17 protein-coding genes, 1 pseudogene and 1 riboswitch are annotated in these 18,054 nt (G+C 75.6%); of the genes and pseudogenes, 7 read left to right on the forward strand and 11 right to left on the reverse strand.

The features are described from left to right. A pseudogene (locus E9549_RS13255) lies at window positions 1-266 on the forward strand (hypothetical protein); the annotation flags it as partial. 1 nt (window position 267) lies between these two features. Further along, window positions 268-1,497, forward strand: coding sequence for a TIGR00300 family protein (locus tag E9549_RS13260; RefSeq protein WP_236827015.1), 1,230 nt, complete (start codon window positions 268-270; stop codon window positions 1,495-1,497). On the opposite strand, the gene E9549_RS13265 is transcribed toward E9549_RS13260, so the two are convergent. From E9549_RS13265 to E9549_RS13280, 4 genes are read right to left on the reverse strand one after another with little or no spacing between them, the layout of a single operon-like run. Next, window positions 1,498-2,487: an ROK family glucokinase gene (locus tag E9549_RS13265; protein WP_236827016.1), complete on the reverse strand. Its 990-nt coding sequence runs from the start codon at window positions 2,485-2,487 to the stop codon at window positions 1,498-1,500. Further along, window positions 2,484-2,807: a hypothetical protein gene (locus E9549_RS13270; protein WP_236827017.1), complete on the reverse strand. Its 324-nt coding sequence runs from the start codon at window positions 2,805-2,807 to the stop codon at window positions 2,484-2,486. Before E9549_RS13270 ends, E9549_RS13265 begins: the two co-directional genes overlap by 4 nt. After that, the gene (locus E9549_RS13275; RefSeq protein WP_236827018.1) at window positions 2,804-3,952 is read right to left on the reverse strand and encodes an ArsA family ATPase; all 1,149 of its coding nucleotides are present in this window, start codon (window positions 3,950-3,952) and stop codon (window positions 2,804-2,806) included. The genes E9549_RS13270 and E9549_RS13275 overlap by 4 nt, the downstream gene beginning before the upstream one ends. Window positions 3,953-3,955: 3 nt before the next feature. Continuing rightward, window positions 3,956-4,387 (reverse strand): SRPBCC family protein, encoded by a 432-nt coding sequence (locus tag E9549_RS13280; RefSeq protein ID WP_236827019.1) that lies wholly within the window; start codon window positions 4,385-4,387, stop codon window positions 3,956-3,958. Window positions 4,388-4,543: 156 nt separating this feature from the next. Between E9549_RS13280 and E9549_RS13285 the strand changes: the two genes are divergently transcribed. Beyond that, complete coding sequence (locus E9549_RS13285; protein ID WP_236827020.1) at window positions 4,544-6,337, forward strand: long-chain fatty acid--CoA ligase; 1,794 nt, start codon at window positions 4,544-4,546, stop codon at window positions 6,335-6,337. 94 nt (window positions 6,338-6,431) lie between these two features. Here the strand turns inward: E9549_RS13285 and E9549_RS13290 are convergent, their stop codons facing one another. The 5 genes from E9549_RS13290 to E9549_RS13310 form a co-directional block, all read right to left on the reverse strand. Further along, window positions 6,432-7,556 (reverse strand): glycosyltransferase family 4 protein, encoded by a 1,125-nt coding sequence (locus E9549_RS13290; RefSeq protein ID WP_236827021.1) that lies wholly within the window; start codon window positions 7,554-7,556, stop codon window positions 6,432-6,434. After that, window positions 7,553-8,818 carry a M48 family metallopeptidase gene (locus E9549_RS13295; RefSeq protein ID WP_236827022.1) on the reverse strand — a complete coding sequence of 422 codons (1,266 nt, stop codon included), beginning with the start codon at window positions 8,816-8,818 and terminating at the stop codon, window positions 7,553-7,555. Before E9549_RS13295 ends, E9549_RS13290 begins: the two co-directional genes overlap by 4 nt. Window positions 8,819-8,980: 162 nt before the next feature. After that, a complete protein-coding gene (locus E9549_RS13300) occupies window positions 8,981-9,961 on the reverse strand; it encodes a C40 family peptidase (protein ID WP_236827023.1) in 981 nt (326 codons plus the stop codon). Window positions 9,962-10,067: 106 nt separating this feature from the next. Further along, window positions 10,068-10,216: riboswitch (cyclic di-AMP (ydaO/yuaA leader) on the reverse strand. Between the two features lie 214 nt (window positions 10,217-10,430). Then, the gene (locus tag E9549_RS13305; RefSeq protein WP_255714647.1) at window positions 10,431-10,751 is read right to left on the reverse strand and encodes a hypothetical protein; all 321 of its coding nucleotides are present in this window, start codon (window positions 10,749-10,751) and stop codon (window positions 10,431-10,433) included. Window positions 10,752-10,827: 76 nt separating this feature from the next. Further along, on the reverse strand, window positions 10,828-12,579 hold the full coding sequence (locus E9549_RS13310) for a D-alanyl-D-alanine carboxypeptidase family protein (RefSeq protein ID WP_236827024.1): 1,752 nt from the start codon (window positions 12,577-12,579) through the stop codon (window positions 10,828-10,830). Between the two features lie 233 nt (window positions 12,580-12,812). Between E9549_RS13310 and E9549_RS13315 the strand changes: the two genes are divergently transcribed. Next, window positions 12,813-14,594, forward strand: a complete 1,782-nt coding sequence (locus tag E9549_RS13315) for a DEDD exonuclease domain-containing protein (protein ID WP_236827025.1) — start codon at window positions 12,813-12,815, stop codon at window positions 14,592-14,594. Beyond that, window positions 14,591-14,878 (forward strand): Lrp/AsnC family transcriptional regulator, encoded by a 288-nt coding sequence (locus tag E9549_RS13320; protein WP_236827026.1) that lies wholly within the window; start codon window positions 14,591-14,593, stop codon window positions 14,876-14,878. The genes E9549_RS13315 and E9549_RS13320 overlap by 4 nt, the downstream gene beginning before the upstream one ends. Before the next feature lie 48 nt (window positions 14,879-14,926). Here E9549_RS13320 and trpD read toward each other — a convergent pair whose 3' ends face one another. Continuing rightward, complete coding sequence (gene trpD, locus E9549_RS13325) at window positions 14,927-15,991, reverse strand: anthranilate phosphoribosyltransferase (RefSeq protein ID WP_236827027.1); 1,065 nt, start codon at window positions 15,989-15,991, stop codon at window positions 14,927-14,929. Then, the gene (locus tag E9549_RS13330; protein ID WP_236827028.1) at window positions 15,988-16,416 is read right to left on the reverse strand and encodes a hypothetical protein; all 429 of its coding nucleotides are present in this window, start codon (window positions 16,414-16,416) and stop codon (window positions 15,988-15,990) included. The genes trpD and E9549_RS13330 overlap by 4 nt, the downstream gene beginning before the upstream one ends. Window positions 16,417-16,539: 123 nt before the next feature. Between E9549_RS13330 and E9549_RS13335 the strand changes: the two genes are divergently transcribed. Both E9549_RS13335 and E9549_RS23820 read left to right on the forward strand, forming a co-directional pair. Further along, complete coding sequence (locus E9549_RS13335; RefSeq protein WP_255714590.1) at window positions 16,540-17,160, forward strand: heme-copper oxidase subunit III; 621 nt, start codon at window positions 16,540-16,542, stop codon at window positions 17,158-17,160. A gap of 7 nt (window positions 17,161-17,167) precedes the next feature. Next, entirely contained in the window at window positions 17,168-18,010 is an 843-nt protein-coding gene (locus tag E9549_RS23820; RefSeq protein WP_308113058.1) for a cytochrome c, read from the forward strand. Window positions 18,011-18,054 lie beyond the last annotated feature (44 nt).

Consider the following 18,054-nt stretch of genomic DNA (forward strand, 5'->3'; position numbering starts at 1 on the left):
CCTCCGAGGTGCCGGTGCTCGACCGGCCCGAGGAGCACTACGAGCCGCCCGCGCCCCCGCCGCTACCGGTCCCGGCCCCGGCGGTGCTCTACGCGTTGCTCCTGGTGCTCACCGGCATCCTGCTCATCGGCGTCCCGTCGGTGATCGGGCTGTCGGCGGACGCCGGTCTCGTGCTCGGCGTGGCGGTGGTGGCCGGCGGCGCGGCCCTGCTGGTCTCCCGCATGCGCGACCGCTCCGACGACGGCGACGACGGCGCGGTGGTCTGAGGTGGCCACCGTCACCGGGACCGTCACCGTGACCGGCCACCTCGTGGACACCGGCATCCTCGCCCGCATCCTCGACGACGTCCTCGAGTACGGGGGCGACTACCGGATCGAGAGCCTGGACCTCGGGCGGCAGCACGAGGACGAGTCGACGGCGCTGATCCAGATCACCGCCGACGAGGCCGAGCGGCTCGAGCGGATCCTCATGCGGGTGCAGGTCCACGGCGCCAACGCCGTCGACCCGGGGACGGCGGCGACCCGGCCCGCCCCCGCCGACGGCGTCTTCCCCGACGACTTCTACTCCACCACCAACCTGGAGACCCTCGTCCGGCTGGACGGCGAGTGGCTGCGGGTGCGCAACCCCGAGATGGACTGCGGCCTGGTGGTGACCAGGGAGGGGGGCGGCACGGTGGTGCGCACCGTCCCGGTGAGCGACGTCCGGGCCGGCGACGCCGTCGTCTGCGGGGCGCACGGGGTGCGGGTCGAGCTCCCCGTGCAGGCGCCGCGCGGCGAGGAGGACGACTTCGGGTTCATGTCGTCGGCGGTGTCCAGCGAGAAGCCGCAGGCGCTGCTGGTCCGCCAGATCGCCGAGCGCATGCGCGAGGTCAAGGCGGCCGGGCAGCGGGTGCTGTGGGTGGGCGGCCCGGCCGTGGTGCACACGGGCGCCGCCCCGGCGATGGTGCGGCTGGTCCGCGCCGGCTTCGTCGACGTCCTCTTCGCCGGCAACGCGCTGGCCACGCACGACATCGAGTCGGCGCTGTTCGGCACCTCGCTGGGGGTCGACCTGGCCAAGGGCTCGGGCGTGCCGCACGGCCACGAGCACCACATCCGCGCGATCAACACGATCCGGGCGGCCGGCTCGATCCGGGCGGCGGTCGAGGACGGCGTCCTCACCGGCGGGGTCATGCACGCGATGGTGGCGGCCGGCAAGCCGTTCGTGCTGGTCGGCTCGGTGCGCGACGACGGGCCGCTGCCCGACGTCTTCACCGACGTGATCGAGGGTCAGCGGGCCATGCGCGCCGAGCTGCACGACGTCGGCTTCGCGATCATGGTGGCGACGATGCTGCACTCCATCGCGACCGGGAACATCCTCCCGGCGTCCGTCCCGCTGGTGTGCGTCGACATCAACCCCGCGACGGTGACCAAGCTGGCCGACCGGGGCAGCGCCCAGGCGATGGGCATCGTCACCGACATCGGCCTGTTCCTCGAGCAGCTGGCCCGCGAGCTCTGCTGATCAGGCGTCGCCCTCGGCGACGGCCCTCCTGACCAGGTCGGCGGCGCCGACGAGGCCGGCCTGGGGGCCGAGCTCGGCGACGACGACGCGCGGGCCGGGCCGGAACCCGCGGCCCGGCAGGGCGCGCTCGAGCCGCTCCCGGGCCGGGCCCAGCACCATCTCGCCGAGCACGCTGACCCCGCCCCCGATCACCACCACCTCGGGGTCGAGCACGGCGGCGAGGTCGGCGATCCCCTGCCCCAGCCAGTAGCCGACCTCGGTGACGAGCTCGAGGGCGAGCGGGTCGCCGTCGTGGGCGGCGCGGGCGACGTGCTCGCCGGTCAGCCGGTCGGGCTCGCAGTCGACGCGCTCCAGCAGCAGCGCCGCGGCGGCCGGTGAGGTGCGGGCCACCTCGCGGGCGGTCTGGCCCAGCGCCGTGCCGCTGGCGTACTGCTCCCAGCAGCCGCGGTTGCCGCAGGCGCACAACCGCCCGTCGGGGACGACGCGCATGTGCCCCCACTCCCCCGCGACGCCGTGCGACCCGCGGCGCAGCCGGCCGTCGAGGACGATCCCGCCACCGATGCCGGTGCCCAGGGTGATCATCAGCGCCAGGTCGGCGCCGCGGGCGGCGCCGTAGCGGTACTCGGCCCAGGCCGCGGCGTCGGCGTCGTTGCCCACCCACAGCGGGCGCTGCAGGCGCGCCACGAGGTCCTTGCGCAGCGTCGAGTTCCGCCACGCCAGGTGCGGGCTGAACAGCACGGTGTCGCCGGTGCGGTCGAACCACCCGGCGGCGCCGACGCCGACCCCGACGATCTCGCCCCCGTACCCGCCGGCGAGCTCGTCGACGACGGCGGCGATCGCGTCCTCGGTGTCGCTCACCGAGGCCCCCGGCGTCGCCCGCCGGGCGGTGGCCAGGAGCTCGCCGTCGGGGGCCACCAGGCCCCCGGCGACCTTGGTCCCGCCGATGTCGATGCCGAGCGCCGGCAGGGCCGTCACCTCCGGCCCGGTCACGCGATGTCGATCCGCTGGACGGCCGGGCCGTCGCCGGGCTGCTCCCCGGGACGCGGCCCGGGCGCCTCGCCGGCGCCGTCCTCCGGCTGCTCGGCGAACGACCGCAGGGCGGTCGCCGCGGCGGTGAGGACGTCGGCCAGGGCGGCGGTCACCTCGGGGCGCTCGCCGCGCACGACGGCCGCCACCTGGCACACCGGGCACCAGCGGCAGTCGTCCCCGCCGTGCTCGCCCGCACCGGTGGCAGGCAGCTGCCCGGCCCCTGCGCGGACGGCGTCGAACAGGCGGCGGGCCTGCTCGGCCCACTCGGCACCGCTGGTCATCTGGTCCTCTCCTCGGCCGCCAGGAGGTCGGCCGGCCACTGCTGCGGATCCGGGCGGAAGCTGATCTCGAGGTGCGCGGCGGCGGCGCCGGGGTCGAGCAGCCGGCCCCCGGTCACCTGGCACCGGCGCAGCAACGGGTCCAGGCGCACCGAACGACGATCCTCCCCCACGGACACCACGAGGTCATCGCCCCACCGGGTCAGCCCGACCTCCGCGCGGTCGGCGAAGGGCAGCGGCACGGCCAGCCGCCACCCGCCCTCCCCGCGCTCGGGGGCCGGTGGCACCGGCCCGCCGGACGCCGGGAGGTCGAGCCCGTCGAGCAGCGCGCCGGCGCCGGCCAGGTCCGCCGGCGGCGCCGCGAGCTCGGGCAGCTCGTGCACCGGCGCCACGTCGGCGAGGCCGCTCCGGGCGGCGTCCTGCTCGGCGGCGCGGGCGCGCCACCACTCCCCGGGACCGCCGGCGGGCAGCACCCGGGCGAGCACGGCGGCGATCCGGAGCCCGTGCAGGCCGAGGACGGTCGCCGCGCGGCGCGCCGGTGGGACGGCGGCCCGCTGCGCCCCCGTGGTCAGCCAGACCGCCGTCGTGGTGGCGTCGGCGAGCCGGTCCCGGGCGAGCAGCTGCTCGATGCCGGGCAGGACGTCGAGCACGGCGTCCAGGGGTCCCCGGCGGGCGGCACCGGCCGCCACGGAGGCCGTCCGGACGGCGGCCAGCGCGCGGGCCGTCGGCGGCAGCGCCTGGTCCAACCACCAGCGCAGCGCTCCGGGCAGTGCCGCCAGCGCCAGCCCGTCCGCCAGCGGCCCGGCGTCCACGACCACCAGGTCGGCGTCGGCCGAGCCGAGCGCCGCCAGGAACGCGAGCTCACCGGCGCCCGGCAGGGGCACCACCGAGGTCGCCGGCGGCAGGTCCAGGTGCGGCAGCAGCCCGGCCAGGGCATCGGCGTGACCGCCCCACAGCTCCTCGACCGCCCGGCGGCCGTCCACCCGCCGGACGCGCAGGCCGGGCACCTCGTCGAGGCCGGGCAGGGTGGCCGGCCGGCGGGACAGCAGCACCGTGCTCCGCCCCTCCCGGGCGGCGCGCGCGGCCGCGGCCGCGGCCACCGTCGACGACCCGGCCCCGCCGGAGCCGGTGACCACGAGCGTGCGCACGGCTCAGCCCTCGACGCGCTTCTTGAGCTCCTTGAGCGCGGTGTCGAGGATGACCTTCTCCGCCTTGCGCTTGATCATGCCCAGCATCGGGATGGAGAGGTCGATGGTGATGGAGTAGGTGACCTCGGTGCGACCGCCGGTCGCGACCAGGGTGTAGGAGCCCTCCTGCCGCTTCTGCATCTGCCCCTTGACCAGGGACCAGGAGACGCGGCGGTCGTCGTCCCAGGTGTACTCCAGGACGTAGTCGTCCTTCACCGCGCCGGCGTCGAGGACGAAGTGCACGCGGCGGGCCCGCCCGTCCGCACCGGTCTCGAGCACCTCGACCTTCTTGGCGGCGGCGACCCACTGGGGGTAGGACGGGAAGTCGGCGATCACCGCCATGACCTCGGCCGCAGGCGCCTCGACGACGATCGACTGGGTGGACTGGTCGGCCATGGGCAGCAGGCTAGCCGCTCGGGCCACGGCCGGCCCCGGCACCACGGCACTGCGCTACTGCCCGGTAGCCCGAGCCGCTAGATTGGCCCGGACGTCCCCGCACCGGGGCCCCGGGCGACGGAGCCCGGCGGGCGGTCGGGGAGGAGAGGACCGGGCGTGCGCGAGTTCAGCGTTCCTGCAACCCACGAGGTGGGCCCCGACGAGGCGCTCACCGACATGCTGGCGGCCAACGTGGCCGGCCACGGTGACGAGGTCGGCCTGCGGCGCCGGGTGGACGGCCGCTGGACCGACGTGACCTGGCGGCAGTTCGGCGAGGAGGTCCGCGGCGTCGCCAAGGGCCTGATCGCCGCAGGTGTGGCCGCCGGGGACCGCGTCGCGCTGCAGGCGAAGACCCGCTACGAGTGGACCGTCCTCGACTACGCCATCTGGACCGCCGGCGCCGTCGTGGTGCCGGTCTACGAGACCTCCAGCGCCGACCAGGTGGCCTGGATCCTCTCCGACTCCGGCGCCACCGCCGCCGTCGTCGAGCGCGACGAGCACGCCGCCGCCATCGAGTCCGTCCGCGACCAGGCCCCCGAGCTCAAGGCCGTCTTCGTCATCGAGGACGGCGCGGTGGAGCAGCTGACCGCCACGGGGGCGGAGGTGCCCGACAGCGAGCTGGACGCGCGTCGCGCCACGCTGCGCGCCGACAGCCTCGCCACGCTGATCTACACCAGCGGCACGACCGGCCGGCCCAAGGGCTGCGAGCTGACGCACGGCAACTTCCTGTTCGAGATCGGCAACGGCATCACGCTGCTGGACCGGTTCATGAACGTGCAGGGCTCGCTGCTGCTGTTCATCCCGCTGGCCCACGTGCTGGCCCGGGTCCTGCAGGTCGGCGCCGTCAAGAACCGCACGGTCATCGGCCACACGCCGGACGTGAAGAACCTCGTCGAGGACCTCGGCGAGTTCAAGCCGACGTTCGTCCTCGCCGTCCCGCGGGTCTTCGAGAAGGTGTTCAACTCGGCCAAGGCGAAGGCCGAGGGCGACGGCAAGGGCAAGATCTTCGACAAGGCCGCCCAGGTGGCGATCGACTGGTCGCGCGCCCAGGACACCGGCGGCCCCGGGCTGGGGCTCCGCCTGCAGCACGCGCTGTTCGACAAGCTCGTCTACGGCAAGCTGCGCGCCGCCCTCGGTGGACGCTGCCTGGGTGCCATCTCCGGCGGCGCGCCCCTCGGTGAGCGGCTGGGTCACTTCTTCCGCGGCATCGGGGTCACCGTCTTCGAGGGCTACGGCCTCACCGAGACCACCGCCGCCGCCTCGGTCAACCACGACGACGCGATCCGCATCGGCACCGTCGGCCGCCCGCTGCCGGGGGTGACGTTCCGGATCGCCGAGGACGGCGAGGTGCTCATCAAGGGCGGCATCGTCATGCGCGGCTACTGGAACAACCCGACCGCCACGGAGGAGGCGATCGACGCCGAGGGCTTCTTCCGCTCGGGCGACCTCGGCGAGCTCGACGCGGACGGCTTCCTGCGGATCACCGGCCGCAAGAAGGAGATCCTGGTGACCGCGGGCGGCAAGAACGTCGCCCCCGCGGTGCTCGAGGACCGGCTCCGCGCGCACCGGCTGGTCAGCCAGTGCATCGTCGTCGGTGACCAGCGGCCCTACATCGCCGCGCTGGTCACCCTCGACGAGGAGGCCCTCCCGCTCTGGCTGGAGTCCAAGGGCAAGGACACCGGGCTCACCGCCGCGCAGCTGCGCGAGGACCCCGACGTGCTCGCCGAGCTCGGCGCCGCGGTCGAGGACGCGAACAAGGCCGTGTCGCAGGCCGAGGCGATCAAGAAGTTCACGGTGCTGGCGACCGACTTCACCGAGGACAACGGGATGCTGACGCCGAGCCTCAAGCTCAAGCGGAACGTGGTCATGAAGGAGTTCGGCTCCGACGTCGAGGCCCTCTACTCCCGCTGACGGAGGACCCCCTCGCTCCCACGGCTCGCACGCTCGCCGCGGGCCCCTGCGAGGGGGCCGGCACCGAGGCCCGCCCTGCGCCGCAGGGCGGGCCTCAGTGCGTCGTGAGGAGCTCGTCGAACGTCGCCGCGATCGACGTCCACGACCAGCGCTGCTCGACCCAGGCACGCCCGGCCGCACCCATGGCCCGGGCGCGCACGGGGTCGTCGAGCAGGCGGTCGATCGCGGCCGCGACCGCGGCCGGCGAGCGCGGGTCCACCACGTGCCCGGTGACGCCGTCCCGCACCGCCTCGGGGGCGCCGCCGGAGGTGCCGGCCACGACCGGCCGGCCGCAGGCGGCGGCCTCGAGGAAGACCATGCCGAGCCCCTCGACGTCCAGCCCGCCACGGCGGGTGCGGCACGGCATGGCGAACACGTCGCCGGCGGCGTAGTGGGCGGGCAGCTCCGCGTGGTCCACCGGCCCGGTGAGGACGACGGAGCCCGTCAGCCCCCGGGCGGCGACGGCGCGGCGCAGCTTGGCCTCGTCCGGCCCGCCGCCGACCAGCAGCAGCCGCGCGGACGGGTGGCGGGCGAGCACCTGCGGCCACCCCGCGACCAGCACGTCCTGCCCCTTGCGGGCGACCAGCCGGGACACGCAGACCACGACCGGCGCGCCGCCCAGCCCGTGCCGCTCGCGCACCGCCGTCCCGTCGACGTGCGGGGTGAAGCGGTCGACGTCGACCCCGGGGGAGAGCTGGGCCAGCCGGGTGCGCCCGCCGAGCGGCGGCTCGAGGAGGCTGCGCGTGTACTCGCTGATGTAGGTCAGGACGTCCAGGCCGGAGGCGATGCGCTGCATCACCTGGCGGCTCCCCGGCAGGGCCACCCAACCGGTCTCGTGGCCGTGCGTGGCGCCGACCAGGTGCCGCACCCCGGCCGCGCGCAGCGCGGGGGCGAGCAGGCCCAGGGGGGCCGCCGCACCGAAGAAGGCGGTGTCGCAGCCGTACCGCCCCGCGAGCTCCACGGCCGCGCGCGCCGTGGCGCGGGTCGGGAGGAGCATGCCGGTCGGCCGGCGGACCACCGGGTACGGCAGGGCGGCGTCGTGCTCGGCCGATCCCGGGGAGTCCGATGCCAGCACGACCAGGGAGTCCGGGGGCCGCCGGTCCAGCAGCGCGGCGACGAAGGTCTGGATGCCGCCCTGCCGCGGTGGGAAGTCGTTGGTCACGACGAGGGTGCGTGTCACGGACCCTCCAGCCGGGCCCAGTCCGCGGCCATCGCGAGACGCTGCGCGGTCGTCGGGTGGCTGCCGAAGAACCAGTGCCAGGCCGCCGGCGGGTCCGGGTCGCCGAGGTTGGTGCGGGCCAGCCGCTGCTGCATGTCGACGAACGCCTCCGGGTCACGGGTGAGCTCGAGGGCGTGCAGGTCGGCGCGCTGCTCGATCTGCCGCGACACCAGGTTCTGGACCGGCGTGGCGAGCAGCCCGCCGGCGGACACGAGGAAGAGCAGCAGCGGCACGACCCGGGGGTCGCCGGGGGCCGCGGCACCGGCCCGGCGGAGCAGCGGCGTCCAGCTCAGCAGCCAGCCGAGCAGCGCGGTGGCCGCCCCTGCGCCCAGCGCACCCATGAGCGTGCCGGTGAGCACGTCGTCGGCGGCGACGTGACCCAGCTCGTGCGCGACGATCGACTCGATCTCGCCGTCGGGCAGCTCTCCGAGGAGGGTGTCGTAGACGACGATCCGCCGCGTGGAGCCGAAGCCCGAGACGTAGGCGTTCAGCGCCGTCGTCCGCCGGGAGGCGTCGGAGACCAGCACGTCCTGCACCGGGGTGCCGTTCTCCTCGGCGAGGGCGAGCAGGTCGCTGCGGAGCTCCCCCGCCGGCAACGGCTCGAAGCTGTTGAAGGCCGGCTCGATGACCACCGGGTAGAGGAACGACCCCACGACCACCAGGCCGGCCGCGGCCGCCCCGGCCCACGCCCACCAGCTGCGCGGAGCCCGGCGGACGAGCCAGAGGAGGGCCAGCACCACCACGACGGTCAGCGCCGCGCTGATGGCGAGGGAGACCGCGACGTCGCGCAGCCACAACAGCCAGCTGCGGGTGGACAGGCCGTAGCTTCTGCGCACCGACTCGGCGTAGGCGGACACGGGCAGGGTGACCAGGCGCCCCAGCAGCAGGAGGACCGGCACCGCGACCAGCACCTGCACCGGCCACCGGCCGCCGACCCGCGCACCCACGGCGCGCACGAGGCGGGCGCCCAGCGGGGTCAGCCCGAGCACCGCCGACACCGCCAGGCCCAGCACGAGGGAGAGCAGCGAGGCCGGCCGCAGGGCGTCCGCGAACGCCTCGGCGCGCGCGATCCGGTCGGGCTCCAGCCCGGCGGTCGGATCCGGTTCGGTGTACCCGCCCGGGGGTTCGGGCAGGACGGTCCACGGGGTCCGCACGGCGATGACGACGACGACGGCGATCCCCAGGAGGGCCGCGGTCACCAGGGCGACCCGGCGAGCGCTCACCCGGCCGATCCTAGTGAGCCGGACGAGGAGGGCCGGTGACCCCGGGTGGGGTCACCGGCCCTCCTCGCGGCCGCCGAGGCGCTCGGCCCACGATGGTGCGGGCCGGCTTCCGCGCCTCGGTCCGCTCCTCGCTCGCGCCTCGCTGCGGTGCTCCCGCGGCTGTCACCCGGCGATGCGCCGGGCGCTGTTGTAGCTCCCCATCGAGTCCAGGCTCGCCACCTTCACCGGCTGACCGGACGTCGACGCGTGCACCATCTGGCCGTTGCCGATGTACATGCCGACGTGGCTGACCGGGCTGTAGAAGAACACCAGGTCACCCGGCTGCAGCTGGCTGCGCGAGACGGGCGTGCCCATCTGGCTCTGCGACCGGCTGGAGTGCGGCAGCGTCACACCCGCCGCGGCGTAGGCGTAGGAGGTCAGGCCCGAGCAGTCGAAGGCGTTCGGCCCACCGGCGCCCCAGACGTACGGGTCGCCGATCTGGGCGAGCGCGGTGTTCACCGCGACCTGGGCGGCCGAGCTCGGCGCGGTGACGGCGCTCGGCGCGGGCAGCGCGGCGCCGCCGTGCGCCCGGGCCACCTGCTCCTGCTGCGGCGTGGTGAGCGCCTCGTAGCGGCGCTGGTAGTCGGCGATCTTCGCCTCGAGCTCCTCCTGCTGGGCGGCGATCCGCGCCACCGTGCGCTCGGCGTCGGCGGCGGCCTCCGCTGCGGCGTCGCGGGACCGCTCCGCGTCCTCGGCGGCCTGCGACACCTCGCCGAGCACCGCGTTGGTGTGCCCGGCGATGGCGTCGAGGGTGCCGAGCTGGTCGACGAGGTCCTCGGCCGAGTCGCTGGTCAGCAGGGCGTCGAGCTGCGTCATGCCGCTGCCGGTGTAGGCGCTGCGGGCCAGTCTGCGGATGTGCCCGTCGAGGGAGCCGATCCGGGCCTCCGCCTCGGCAGCGGCCTCGCCGGCCGCCTCCGCCTCGTCCTGGTGGCGGGCGAGGACGACGCGCGCCTCGTTGAGCTGCTCGGAGACCACCTCGAGCTCGTGGCTGGCCTCGGCCACCTGTGCGGCGACGTCGTCGGCACCGGGGACGGCCGATGCCGTGCCCGGGAGGGCGGTGACGGTCACGGCGGCGACGGCGGTGACCAGGAAGCCCGTGCGCACCGGGCCGAGGCGACGGGTGCGGGGGGTGCACCGGCCGGCGGTCCGGAGCTGTTCGGGGGCGTGCGTCAGCAGTGCGTGAGGGGTCGCCACGAGCGGCGGCTCTCCGTTTCTTCCTCTGCGACCGCCGACCGAGTTAGCTGACGGGTTCGGGCTGGGAAGACTGGCCCTATCCCCCGCGCACCGGCGGACCGGCTGCGGGAGAACTCACCCCAGGAGTGCGGTGGGTCCCCGGTACACCGTGGGCGCCAGTGGTGCGCGCCCGGCGGTGATTAGGCGGTGTCCGGTCGAGGCCATCCATCGACGGATGACGACCACCCGGCCGGACGGCGAGAACCCTAACGACCGTGATGCGTCCGTGACAAATGGTGGCCGGAGAAACCTGTGGGACGAGAGACCCCAGGTCAGGGGCACGCCTCGCCGCGGAGCCCCCTGACGCTGTGTGAGGGAGGCGGTCGGCGCAGGCCGGAGCTCAGCCCGTGCGCCGGCCATCGGACCGGCCGCCGCCGTGACCGCCGGCGCCGTCCGGGTGCCGCAGCGGGGGCACCAGCCCGCCCTCGGCGAGCGCCCGGACGGCCCGCCGCTCCACCTCGTCGAACTCCACCACCACACCCGGCGGTGGGACGACGACGTCTTCCGCGGCCGGGGCCGGGCCGCCGCGGGCGCGCCCGGCCATCGGGACGACGACCGGGTCGACCCCCTGCCACCCCGGTGGGGCCCCGAGCAGCACGGTCACCACGCAGTCGGCGCAGCCGGTCCCGCGGGCGGTGCAGGTGTCGCAGTCGATGAGCATGGCGTTCTCTCCTCCGTGAGTCGCTGCGCACGCTAGGAGGAGGCACCGACATTTCCGGCCACGGCGCCGGGCGGGGTCAGCTGCCCGCGTACTCCCAGTGCCACGGCTCCTCGCGCCCGTTGCCGGGATCGGCCCAGGTCGGGTGGAGGAAGCCGAAGCGGCCGGCGTTGGCCACCATCCAGGCGTACTGCGGCGTCCCGAAGGACTGGATGCCGCCGCACAGGTCCACCGCGAGCCCCCAGCCGTGGTTGCTCGTACCCGGGATCGCCGCCAGCGCCGGCTTCTCCCCGTAGAGCTTCACCTGGCCGGCGTAGGTGCGGTAGGAGTCGGTGATGCACAACGGGCGCCCGAAGTCCGCGGCGTAGGCCGCCGCCATGGCCCGGTAGGCCGCGGCCGCGTCGCACCGCAGCGTGTGCCCGCCGACGCCCAGCGGGCACATCGCGCTGGGCGGGATCAGGCCGTTCGGGTAGCCGCCCCAGGCCCGGCCGCCGTCGTAGCTGGGTGGGTAGACGGTGTTGCCGCACTCGGTCCGCAGCGCGCCACCGGACGGCTCCGGCACGGCGACGGGCGGTCGCTGGCCCAGGACCGGGCGGCCCACGCCGAGCACCTGGTCGCCCGGCAGCGTCCGCACCACCACCGCGCCGGCCCGGGCGTCGGCGGCGAGCATCGTCCGCTGGTCCAGCGCCAGGCCCACGTGCCCCAGCCCGGCCTCCGGCGAGCCGAGGAAGACCAGGTCCCCGGGGAGCACGTCGGCAGGGGCGACGGGGACCGTGCGCGCGAACAGCTCGCCCTGCGTCGCCGGCAGGGGGACCCCGCTCCGGCCGTAGACGGCCTGCACCAGGGCGCCGCAGTCCCAGGAGTCCGGCCCCGTCGTCCCGGGGGCGTAGGGCTGCCCGAGCGCCTCCATGGCGCTCCCGACCGCCGCCAGCGTCTCCGCGGGCAGCACGAGCAGCGAGGTGGGGCGGCCGGGCAGCTGGGCCACGCCGCGCTGGGCGCCACCCCCGCCCGCGCCCACCGGCACCAGGCTGCCGGGCAGGCCGCGCTCGGGGTCGCGCAGCGCGGACGCCGGCACCTCGGCCAGGCCCGCGGCGCGCAGCTGCTCGACGTAGGCCCGCCAGCTGGCCGCCGTCTGCTCGTTGACCGAGAGCTGCTCCCGCTGCAGCTGGGCCAGCTGGCCGTCGACGACGGCGAGCGCGTCACCGAGCTCGGCCGTGACCGCCTCGGCCGCCGCCTCCAGCTCGGCCACCCGCGCGCCCACCTCGTCGGCCCGCGCCCGGGCCTGGTCGAGCGCGGCCTGGGCCCGCGCCTGCTCGTCCAGCGCGCCGCGCCGGTGGCCCTCGGCCACACCGATCACCCGGGCGGCGTGCGCGTCCACCACGTCGAGGAACCCCAGCCCGGAGAGCACCTCCCCCGGGTCGCCGCCGTTCAGCAGCAGGGTCAGCGGCGTGAGGGCGCCACCGTCCCGGTAGACGGCGGCCGCGTAGTCGGCCACCTCCCGCTGGTGCCCGGCCAGCACGCCCTGCGCCTCGTCGAGGAGCGCCTGCGCCTCGTCGACCTCCTGCTGCGCAGCGGCGAGCGCGTCGCGGGCGGCGACCACCTCGGCCTGGCGGGCCCGGAGCTCGTCCTGGACCTCCGCGGCGCGCTGCTGCAGCCGGTCGAGGTCGCGGCTCTCCAGCACCCCGGAGGTGCCGCCGGGCTGGTCGCTGGGCGCGGCGAGGGCAGGACCGGCCGGGAGCACCACCGCGCACGTCGCGAGGACCGCGAGGGCCACGACCCCCGCCCGCCACCGGGACCGGCCGGACGGGTGCGCCCAGGAGCGCGCGGGCATCGCCGACCACCTCCAGGAACGGGCCGTGTCGCGCGGGCGGCGACGGGCGCTGGCAGTGCATGGTGTCCCGTCCGGGGGTGGAAAGCCAGGCGGTGGCCCCGCCGGGCTGCCTGCTCCCCCCGGTCGGGCGGCGCCGGACCCCCTGCCCGGGGGGTGCGGCGAGCGGGTCGGGGCGGTCGGCTGCCCGGCGCGCGTCCCCCGGACTGTCAGCACCCCGACCTAGCGTCCGCGCCGTGGCACCTCCCCCCGCACCCCCGCGCTACCAGCAGGTCTCGATCGACGAGGTCGGGACGCCGCTGGCGCAGGTGACGTTCGTCGTCGTCGACCTGGAGACCACCGGCGGCTCGCCGAAGGACAGCGCCATCACCGAGATCGGCGCGGTACGCGTCCGCGGCGGCCAGGTGCTCGGGGAGTTCCAGACGCTCGTGGACCCGGGCCACGAGATCCCGCCCTACATCAGCGTCCTCACCGGCATCACCTCGACGATGGTCGCCACGGCCCCCCGGATCGGTGCCGTGCTCCCGGCCTTCCTGGAGTTCGCCCGCGGCGCGGTCCTCGTCGCGCACAACGCCCCCTTCGACCTCGGCTTCCTCAAGGCTGCGTGCGCCGAGAACGCGATGGCGTGGCCGGCGGCCGCCTCCGTCGACACCGCCGTCCTCGCCCGGCGGCTGCTCAGCCGGGACGAGGTGCCCAACTGCAAGCTGGCCACCCTGGCCCCGTACTTCTCGGCCACCACCTCGCCCACGCACCGGGCCCTGGACGACGCACGGGCCACCGTCGACGTGCTGCACGGCCTCTTCGAGCGGCTGGGGCCGCTGGGGGTCACCACCCTGGAGGAGCTGACCGGGCTCACCCGGCAGGTCGACCCCGAGCGCCGGCGGAAGCGGCACCTGGCCGACGAGGTGCCGCACGGCCCCGGCGTCTACCTGTTCCGCGGCCCGAAGGACGAGCCGCTGTACGTGGGCACCTCCGGTGACCTGCGCAGCCGGGTCCGCAGCTACTTCACCTCCGGCGAGCAGCGCAGCCGGATCACCGAGATGGTCGGCCTCGCCCAGCGGGTGGAGGCGATCCCCTGCGCCCACGCGCTCGAGGCGGCGGTCCGCGAGCTGCGCCTGATCGCGCGGCACAAGCCGCGCTACAACCGCCGGTCCCGCTTCCCCGAGCGGGCGCTGTGGGTCCGGCTCACCGAGGAGCCCTTCCCCCGGCTGTCGGTGGTGCGGCGGGTGCGCCCCGAGGCCGGCGTGTTCCTCGGGCCGTTCCCCGACCGCCGCGCCGCGGACGCTGCGGTGGCCGCCGTCCACGAGGTGCTGCCGCTGCGGCAGTGCACCGCCCGGCTGTCCCCCCGCACCCCGGTGAGCGCCTGCGTCCTGGCCGAGATGGGGCGCTGCGGCGCGCCCTGCACCGGCGCGCAGTCGGTACCCGAGTACGCCGGGGTGGCGGCCGTCTTCGCCGCGGCCGTCGGCCACGACCCCCGCCCCCTGCTCGGCCCGCTGCTGGACCGGGTGGATCGCCTGGCGGCCGAGGAGCGCTACGAGGACGCCGCCGTGCTGCGCGACCGGGTGGCGGTGCTGGTCCGGGCCGTCCGGCGGCGGCAACGGCTGGCATCCCTGGCGGCCGTCCCCGAGCTGGTGCTGGCCCGCCCCGACGGCCAGGGCGGCTGGGAGCTCTCCGTCGTCCGGTACGGGCGCCTCGCCGCCGCCGGCAACGCGCCGCGGGGCAGCACCGTCCGCAGCGTGCTGCCGGGCCTCCTGGCGACGGCGGAGACCGTGCCCGGCGCCGACGCCGAGCAGCCGACGTCGGTCGACGAGACCGAGCTCGTCCTGCGCTGGCTGGAGAAGCCCGGCACCCGGCTGGTGCAGGTGACCGGCACCCTCGCCTGCGCGGCGCCCGGCACCGGCGCCTACAGCGGTTTCCTCGCACGCGTCGAGGCCGGTCGCGACGCGACCGACCCGTTCGCCGACGGGCGGTCGCTGGGCACCCGGGCCCGCCCGGAGCGGATAGCATCCCCGGCGTGATCACCGCCATCGTGATGATCGACGCCGCCACCGACTCGATCGCCGAGGTCGCGCAGGCCGTCGCCGAGCTCGACGGGGTCAGCGAGGTCTACTCCGTCGCCGGTGAGGCCGATCTGATCGCCGTCGTCCGCGTCCGCGAGTTCGAGCAGGTCGCCGAGGTCATCGCCGGCCGGATCAACAAGGTCCCCGGGGTGGAGGACACCGACACCCACATCGCCTTCCGCGCGTACTCCCGGCACGACCTGGAGGCGGCGTTCTCCATCGGGTTCGACACCGACGTCTGACGAAGGGTCCTCCTCCCCCGCGAGCTCGGGGCGAGCCTCTGGAAGCGCCTAACCGCGGGTCGCGCGGCTGACCTCGACCCAGCGGTCGAGCAGCGCCGCCGCGCGTCCGTCGTCGACCGCCGCGGCCGCCCGCTCCAGGCCGGCGGCGAGGCCGTCGTGCAACCTCGCGGGCCGCTCGTCGAAGGCGACCAGCGCAGCGGCCGCGTTGAGCAGCACGGCGTCCCGCACCGGCCCGCGCTGGCCGTCGACGACGCGGCGGAAGACCTCCGCGTTCGCCCGGGCGTCACCGCCGCGCAGGGCGTCCGGCGCCGGCGCCTCGATGCCGAGCGCGCTCGGGTCGACGCGGTCGGGTACCACCTCGCCGTCGCGGACCACCCAGACCGACGAGGTCGTGGCGGTCGTCAGCTCGTCCAGCCCGTCGTCGCCGCGGAACACCAGCGCCCGCGTCCCCCGGGCGGCGAGCACCTCCGCGAGGACCGGGGCCATCCGCGCGTTGGCGCAGCCGATCGCCGCAGCCACCGGGCGTGCGGGGTTGGTGAGCGGCCCCAGGAAGTTGAACACCGTGCCGATGCCCATCTCCCGGCGCGGGGCAGCGGCGTGCCGCATCCCGGGGTGGAACACCGGGGCGAAGAAGAACCCGATCCCGGCCTCGCGGACGCAGGTGGCGACGGCGTCGGCCGGCAGGTCGATGACCACCCCGAGAGCCTCGAGGACGTCGGCCGCGCCCGACGACGACGACGCCGCCCGGTTGCCGTGCTTGGCCACGGGAGCGCCCGCGGCGGCGGTGACCACCGCGGCCATCGTGGAGATGTTGACCGTGTGGGCGCCGTCACCGCCGGTCCCGACGATGTCGACGCAGTCCATGGGCAGCTGGACCGGCGTGGCCTGGGCCAGCATCTCGGCGGCGAGCCCGGCGACCTCCCGCGGGGCCTCCCCCTTGGCGCGCAGCGCGACGGTGAAGCCGGCCACCTGGGCGGGGGTCGCCTCACCGGTCATCACCTCCCGCATGGCCCAGCGGGTGTCGTCCGCGGTGAGGTCCTCCCCGGCCAGCAGGCGGTTGAGCAGCCCGGGCCAGCTGGGCGCGGTGGGCGCCGGCGTCCCCCGGGGCGTCACCGGCGCGCCGCGGGCCGCCCCGCGCGGGCGCGCACGAGGTCGGCGACCACGCCGGGCGCGACCAGCGGGTCGACCGGCAGGGCCAGGGTCGCCTCCGCGCGCGACCAGTGCGCCAGCCAGCGGTCGGGCTGGCGCGCCACGAGCAGGCAGACGGCCGGCCGGTCGGCGACCTCCATCTCCAACTGGCGGGCCAGCGCCATCCCGCCGGTGGGCTGCGCCTCGCCGTCGAGCACGCAGACGTCGATCCCTCCCGCGTCGACCGCGGCGACGACCTCGTCGCCGGTCGAGCACTCCAGCCAGGTCAACGGCCCCACGTCGGGGGCCGGCTGCGGCCCGACCGCGGCCCGCACCGCGTCGCGGACCTCGGGACGGTGGCTGTAGAGCAGCACGGTGGCCGGTGCGGCGGGCTTCTCGGCGGCACTCACGCCGGCGAGCCTAGTGCCCGGACGCATCCGCGCAGGCCCGGCCGGTGCATCGGTATCGAGCTGATCACAAGGTCGCCACGCCGTCACCACCCGCGGTCGTGACGGCGCCCTGCCGATGCCATGATGAGCCCCGTGACAACGGCCCCCGTCGCGAGCAGCACCTTCGACACCTCGCGGGTGCACTCCCTGACCCGACCGAACATGGTCAGCGTCGGCACGATCATCTGGCTCGCCAGCGAGCTGATGTTCTTCGCCGGTCTGTTCGCCATGTACTTCACCGCGCGAGCCCGGGCCACCGAGGGGTGGCCGCCGGAGCCGACCGAGCTGAACGTCCCCTACGCGCTCGTGATCACGCTGATCCTGGTCAGCTCCTCGGTCACCTGCCAGTTCGGCGTCTTCGCGGCCGAAGCGGGCAACGTCTACGGCCTCCGCCGCTGGTTCACGATCACCTTCGCCATGGGCCTCATCTTCGTGCTGGGCCAGGGCTACGAGTACTACGAGCTGGTGCACGACGGCACGACGATCTCGTCGTCCACCTACGGCTCGGTCTTCTACCTCACGACGGGCTTCCACGGCCTGCACGTCATCGGTGGCCTCGTCGCCTTCGTCTACGTGCTGATCAGGTCCACCATGGGCCGCTTCACGCCGGCCCAGGCGACCTCGGCCATCGTGGTCTCGTACTACTGGCACTTCGTCGACGTCGTGTGGATCGCCCTGTTCGCCACGATCTACTTCATCCGATAGGGGAACGGTGTCCACCACGAACCCGCAGCCCGACGCGCCGCTCGCCGACGCCGGCACGCCCGTCGACCGGGCCCGCGCCCGCCGCCGCTCCAAGCACCGCCGGCGTCTGGCCAACGTCGCGGGCCTCATGGCCTCGCTCATCCTCACCGGCTCCCTGTACGCGGTGCTGGCCCCCGCCCAGGCGGCCGACGACGTCACCAGCGAGTCGGCGGCCGAGGCGGCCGGGCGCGAGCTGTACGAGCGCAGCTGCATCTCCTGCCACGGCGAGAACCTCGAGGGCGTGCCCAACCGCGGCCCGTCGCTGATCGGTGTCGGGGCGGCCTCGGTCTACTTCCAGGTGCACACCGGCCGCATGCCGCTGGTCCGCCAGGAGGCCGACGCCCCCGACAAGCCGGCCGTGTTCTCCGACGAGGAGATCGACCAGCTCATGGCCTACGTCCAGGCCAACGGCGGCGGCCCGACGCTCCCGTCGGGCGACCTGCGCGAGGGCGACCTCGCCCTCGGCGGTGAGCTGTTCCGGCTCAACTGCGCGTCCTGCCACAACTTCGTCGGGCAGGGCGGCGCGCTCTCCTCCGGCAAGGCGGCGCCCAGCCTGGAGGGCTCCTCCGACCTCGAGATCTACACCGCGATGCTGACCGGTCCCGAGAACATGCCCGTCTTCGGCGACAACCAGCTCACCCCGGAGGAGAAGCGCTCGATCATCCTCTACGTGCAGACGATCCAGAACATGGCCGACCCGGGCGGTGCCGGCGTCGGTCGCATCGGCCCGGTCGGTGAGGGCCTGGTCATCTGGGTCGTGGGCATGAGCGCGCTCCTGTTCGGCATCTTCTGGATGGGGAGCAAGGCGTGAACACGCCCGCCGGCCCATCGACCACCACGGCTGCCGCGCGATCG

The sequence above is a fragment of the Blastococcus sp. MG754426 genome (assembly GCF_021699055.1).
Classification (GTDB): Bacteria; Actinomycetota; Actinomycetes; order Mycobacteriales; family Geodermatophilaceae; genus Blastococcus.